General features: G+C 65.7%; 3 protein-coding genes. All 3 read left to right on the plus strand.

The annotated features are described in order from the left end of the window. Nucleotides 1-84: 84 nt before the first annotated feature. The 3 genes from ACLQ7E_RS06850 to ilvA all read left to right on the plus strand — a co-directional run bounded on the left by ACLQ7E_RS06850 (nucleotide 85) and on the right by ilvA (nucleotide 3,773). Nucleotides 85-897 carry a Bax inhibitor-1/YccA family membrane protein gene (locus tag ACLQ7E_RS06850; protein WP_411731823.1) on the plus strand — a complete coding sequence of 271 codons (813 nt, stop codon included), beginning with the start codon at nucleotides 85-87 and terminating at the stop codon, nucleotides 895-897. A gap of 204 nt (nucleotides 898-1,101) precedes the next feature. Beyond that, nucleotides 1,102-2,418, plus strand: coding sequence for an AI-2E family transporter (locus ACLQ7E_RS06855; RefSeq protein ID WP_411731824.1), 1,317 nt, complete (start codon nucleotides 1,102-1,104; stop codon nucleotides 2,416-2,418). A 104-nt stretch (nucleotides 2,419-2,522) separates the two neighbouring features. Beyond that, nucleotides 2,523-3,773, plus strand: coding sequence for a threonine ammonia-lyase (gene ilvA, locus ACLQ7E_RS06860; RefSeq protein ID WP_411731825.1), 1,251 nt, complete (start codon nucleotides 2,523-2,525; stop codon nucleotides 3,771-3,773). Nucleotides 3,774-3,873: the final 100 nt, after the last annotated feature.

Raw genomic sequence — 3,873 nt, forward strand, 5'->3', positions numbered from 1 at the left:
TAGTGATTTGGGGATTTATTGGTCTGCATCGAGCGTTCTACCAACGTAGGCTATTTACTAACAACCCTACCGAGGAGAAACACCATGGCCCTGGGCGGAAACCCGGTCTTCAATTCCAAGAACTACCGCGAGCAGACCCGTGCGGCCGGCCCCACGGGGGCCGCGTCCACCACCTACGCTCAGCCGATGAGTGCGCCGGCCATGCAGGACCTGTATTCACAGCCGTCGGCATCGCCGCAGCAAACCGGTCGCATGACCTATGCGGATGTCATCAACAAGACCATGCTGACTCTCGGCCTGGTCGTCATCGGTGCCGCCATTGGCTGGCAGCTGCCGGGACTGATGCTCGTCGGCGCAGTGGTCGGTCTGGTGCTGGGTCTGGTCAATGCCTTCAAGCGCCAGCCTTCGCCGATCCTGATCATGCTGTACGCGGGCTTCGAGGGCATCTTCCTCGGCGGCCTGTCGGGCTTCTTTGAGAACATGTACCCGGGCATCGCGGTCCAGGCCGTGCTCGCCACCCTGTCGGTCTTCGCCGTGACCCTGATGCTGTACCGCTCCGGCAAGTACCGGGCGACCCCGAAGATGACCCGCATGTTCATGATCGCGATGATCGGCTACGGCCTGTTCTCGCTGCTGAACTTCGGCCTGATGATGTTCGGTGTCATCGACGGCATGTTCGGCATGCGCAGCGGCCTGCTTGGCTTGGGCATCGGCGTGCTTGCCGTGCTGCTTGCCACCTACGCATTGGTGCTGGACTTCACCAACATCACCGAGGGCGTGCGCCAGGGGGCTCCGGCCAAGATGGCTTGGTCCGCTGCATTCGGCCTGACCGTGACCCTGATCTGGCTCTACGTTGAGATTCTGCGCATTCTGGCTATCCTGCGTGGCAACGACTAGTCAATCTGCTGTGTGACCGCGGGGCAGTACCCATGATTTGGGTACTGCCCCGCGGTTTTTCTGCAATATGTGCGTCATCTATGCCGCGCAGTCAACTTCCAAGGGATAACGTATGTTCATGGCAATGACAGGCAACATGGATGCGACCGCGCGGCATATGCGCATGGGCGCGAAGCCCCGGTCCGGTTCCCGCGGGGAAGCGGCATGAAGTTGCCGCGCGCCTTCAAGCGCCTTTCCGCCGCCACCGAGGCGGTGCACCAGGGGGCCCAGGCCACCAAGCAGCGCTTGGCCGCCAATCCCGTGAGCGACGAGGCGCCCGCACTCTCCTACGCCGAACATGCCACGGCTGATGACCTTCCCTACGGGGTTCGCATCGCCGCCTCCTGGTCCTGGCGGCTGATTGTCATCGTGATTGCCGTGGGCATCGGCGTGTGGCTGCTGTCCCACGTGTCCCTGCTGGTGATCCCGCTGATGATCGCTGCCCTGCTGGCGGGGTTGCTGGGCCCGGTGGTGAAGTTCCTGAACCGCGCCCTGCGCTTCCCCAAGGGACTTTCCGTCGGGGTGACCATGATCGGATTCCTGGGCTTGATCGTCGGTGGCCTGTCGATCGTCGGACAGCGTCTGGCCACCGGCTTCGCCTCGCTCTGGTCCCAGGCCCTGACAGGCATCGGTCAGATCCAGCATTGGCTCTCCACCGGCCCCCTGGCCCTGAGCAACCAGGATGTTGACGAATTGGTGCAGGACGCCCTGAACCAGCTCAGGAACAATTCCTCCTCGATTCTTTCCGGCGCGCTGTCCTGGGGCACCACGGTGGGACACCTGATTGCCGGCGTGTTGCTGGTGCTCTTCTCGCTGATCTTCCTGCTGCTCGACGGTGCGCGGATCGGGCGCTTCTTCGTCAACATCCTGCCGCGCCGTGCCCGGGCCGCCGCCCATGGTGCCGGACGCCGGGGCTGGGCCTCGATGGTCATCTACGTGCGCGTCCAGCTCTTTGTCGCCTTCATCGACGCAGTGGGCATCGGCATCGGCGCGCTGATCCTCGGGGTGCCGCTGGCGCTGCCGCTGGGCGTGCTCGTCTTCATCGGTTCCTTCATCCCGGTCGTGGGCGCCCTGGTCACCGGCGCGGTTGCCGTGCTGCTGGCCCTGGTGGCCAACGGCCCGGTGAATGCGCTGATCATGCTCTTGGTGGTGCTGTTTGTGCAGCAGGCCGAATCCCACATCCTGCAGCCGCTGATCATGGGCAAGGCGGTGAGCCTGCACCCGCTGGCCGTCGTCATGGCCGTGGCCGGCGGATCCATCGTCGCCGGCATCGCCGGGGCGCTGTTCGCGGTTCCCGTGCTGGCCGTGGCAAACACCGTGGTCAAGTACATCGCCAACCGGGGCTGGGAACACGACACCCCCTTCGGAGCCGAGACCGCGGCAATGGCCGCCGTGGCGGGGTCCCGAATTACCAAGCCGGTCCGCAATGCGGAACCGGCTCCCGCCGACCTTGACGGAGAAGGACCAGACCCCGGTTCCTGATCCCGCACGCCGCCCAAGTTGCCCGGTACAAGGTCCTGGCCCACAAGACTTCCAAACCCGAATGCATTCGCGTGTCCGCACACGCCCAGAAGAAAGCCGCTCCCATGATCCAGAAGACCACACTCCCGGTGAGCCTGTCCGACATCGAAGAGGCCCGGACCCTGCTTGAGGGCGTCAGCGTTCAAACCCCGATGGAGCACTCGCGGGCGCTGTCCCTGGACATCGGCTCGGAGGTCTACCTGAAGTGTGAAAACCTCCAGCGTGCCGGGTCGTTCAAGGTCCGCGGTGCCTACGTCCGCATGGCCAAGCTGACCGCGGAAGAGCGGGCCCGCGGCGTCGTCGCGGCCTCGGCGGGAAACCACGCCCAGGGTGTGGCCCAGGCGGCCCGGCGGCTCGGAATCAAGGCGCGCATCTACATGCCGCTGGGTGTGGCGCTGCCCAAGCTCACCGCCACCCGCGACCATGGTGCCGAGGTCATCCTGCACGGCCACAACGTCGACGAGGCGTTGGCGGAGGCCGAGCGCTACGCCACCGCGACCGGCGCCGTCTTCGTGCACCCCTTCGACAACCCCGACATCATTGCCGGGCAGGGCACCATCGGCCTGGAAATCCTTGACCAGCTGCCCGACGTCGACACCGTGCTGATGGGCGTGGGCGGCGGCGGATTGCTCGCCGGGGTCGCCGTTGCCATCAAGTCCCGGGCCAAGGAGCTGGGCCGCGACATCAAGATCATCGGGGTGCAGGCCGAGAACGCCGCGGCCTATCCGCCCTCACTGGCCGCCGACGCGCTGGTTCCGTTGGACACCGTGCGCACCATTGCCGACGGCATCGCCGTGGGCAGGCCCGGCCAGCTGCCCTTCCAGATCATCCGCGAACTCGTCGACGAGGTCGTCACGGTTTCCGAGGACGCGCTGGCCCGCGCCTTGGTGTTCCTCATGGAACGGTCCAAGCTGGTTGTCGAGCCCGCCGGTGCTGTGGGCGTGGCGGCGCTGCTGGAAGGCAAACTGGCGGAACTCGGGCTAAATCCCACGAAGACCGTGGTGATCCTCTCCGGTGGCAACATCGACCCGCTGTTGATGCTCAAGGTCATCCAGCGCGGCCTTTCCGCGGCGGGGCGCTACCTCACCGTGCGCATGATGCTCGACGACCGTCCCGGCGAGCTGGCAACGATCTCGCGCGTCATCGCCGAATCCGATGCCAACGTCACCCGACTGGACCACACCCGCGTGGGCGGTTCGCTGTCCATGGGGGACGTGGCGATCACCATCGACATGGAAACCAAGGGCCACGCGCACTCGGAATCCGTGCTGAACAACTTGCGGGCCGAGGGCTTCCAACCCATGATCATGGGCTAGTTCCCGCCAACCCGCGACAATGCCCCCTGGTCGATACCCCCCGCGGGGTAGACCAGGGGGGGGTGGCGTGTGGGGGGCCGGGGGGGGCCCCCGCGGCCAA

This window comes from Paeniglutamicibacter sp., from assembly GCF_046714615.1.
Taxonomy (GTDB): Bacteria; Actinomycetota; Actinomycetes; order Actinomycetales; family Micrococcaceae; genus Paeniglutamicibacter.